This is a genomic window from Psychrobacter sp. 1Y4 (assembly GCF_051847555.1).
This window is the reverse complement of the sequence record NZ_JBPYDE010000910.1, coordinates 1-574: the sequence shown is the minus strand read 5'-3', so window position 1 is coordinate 574 and position 574 is coordinate 1. Positions and strand designations below refer to the sequence as shown.

Below are 574 nucleotides of genomic sequence, written 5' to 3'. Positions count from 1 at the left end.
TAGCGAATACCCTCACGACCGCCAACGCGCTGTGGTACGTGCAAATGCCCAAGGGCGACATAGTCAAAACCCTCATCAAACATATCAGCGGATATTTTGCCAAGTGAGCCAACATAGAGATCGCGTACGCCATCATCGTCGGTTGTTTTGCCGCCTGCTGCGAATAGATGACCTGTGGCAATGATAGGGATATGCCGTTGATGAGTTTTTATTAATTCTGCCTGTTGTTCTTTTGCAATGCTTGCTACTTCATCGTAATGGGTACGAATACCCTTGATAACATTGGCGTCTTTGCTATCCGCAGACTCGCCAGCGCTGCTGCTACGTACATCACGATCGCGCAGGTAGGGTACAGCGGCGATGATGCAATGAGGATTGTTATCATCATCACCTAAGACCAATACCTCATCTTCTAAATTGTCACAAGCAGTCCCAATTACATGGACATTCAAAAATTTGAGCACATTGCTTGGTGCATCTAAAAATGTCGGTGAATCGTGATTGCCTGCAACAATGACCACATGCTGACAGCAGGAGCGTGAGACCCTACCCAAAAATTCATAATACAGCGCTT

Annotated in this window: 1 pseudogene; it reads right to left on the bottom strand. The window is 46.7% G+C overall.

The window, feature by feature from the left end:
• A pseudogene (locus tag ACS8FC_RS19550) lies at positions 1 to 574 on the bottom strand (exonuclease SbcCD subunit D C-terminal domain-containing protein); the annotation flags it as partial.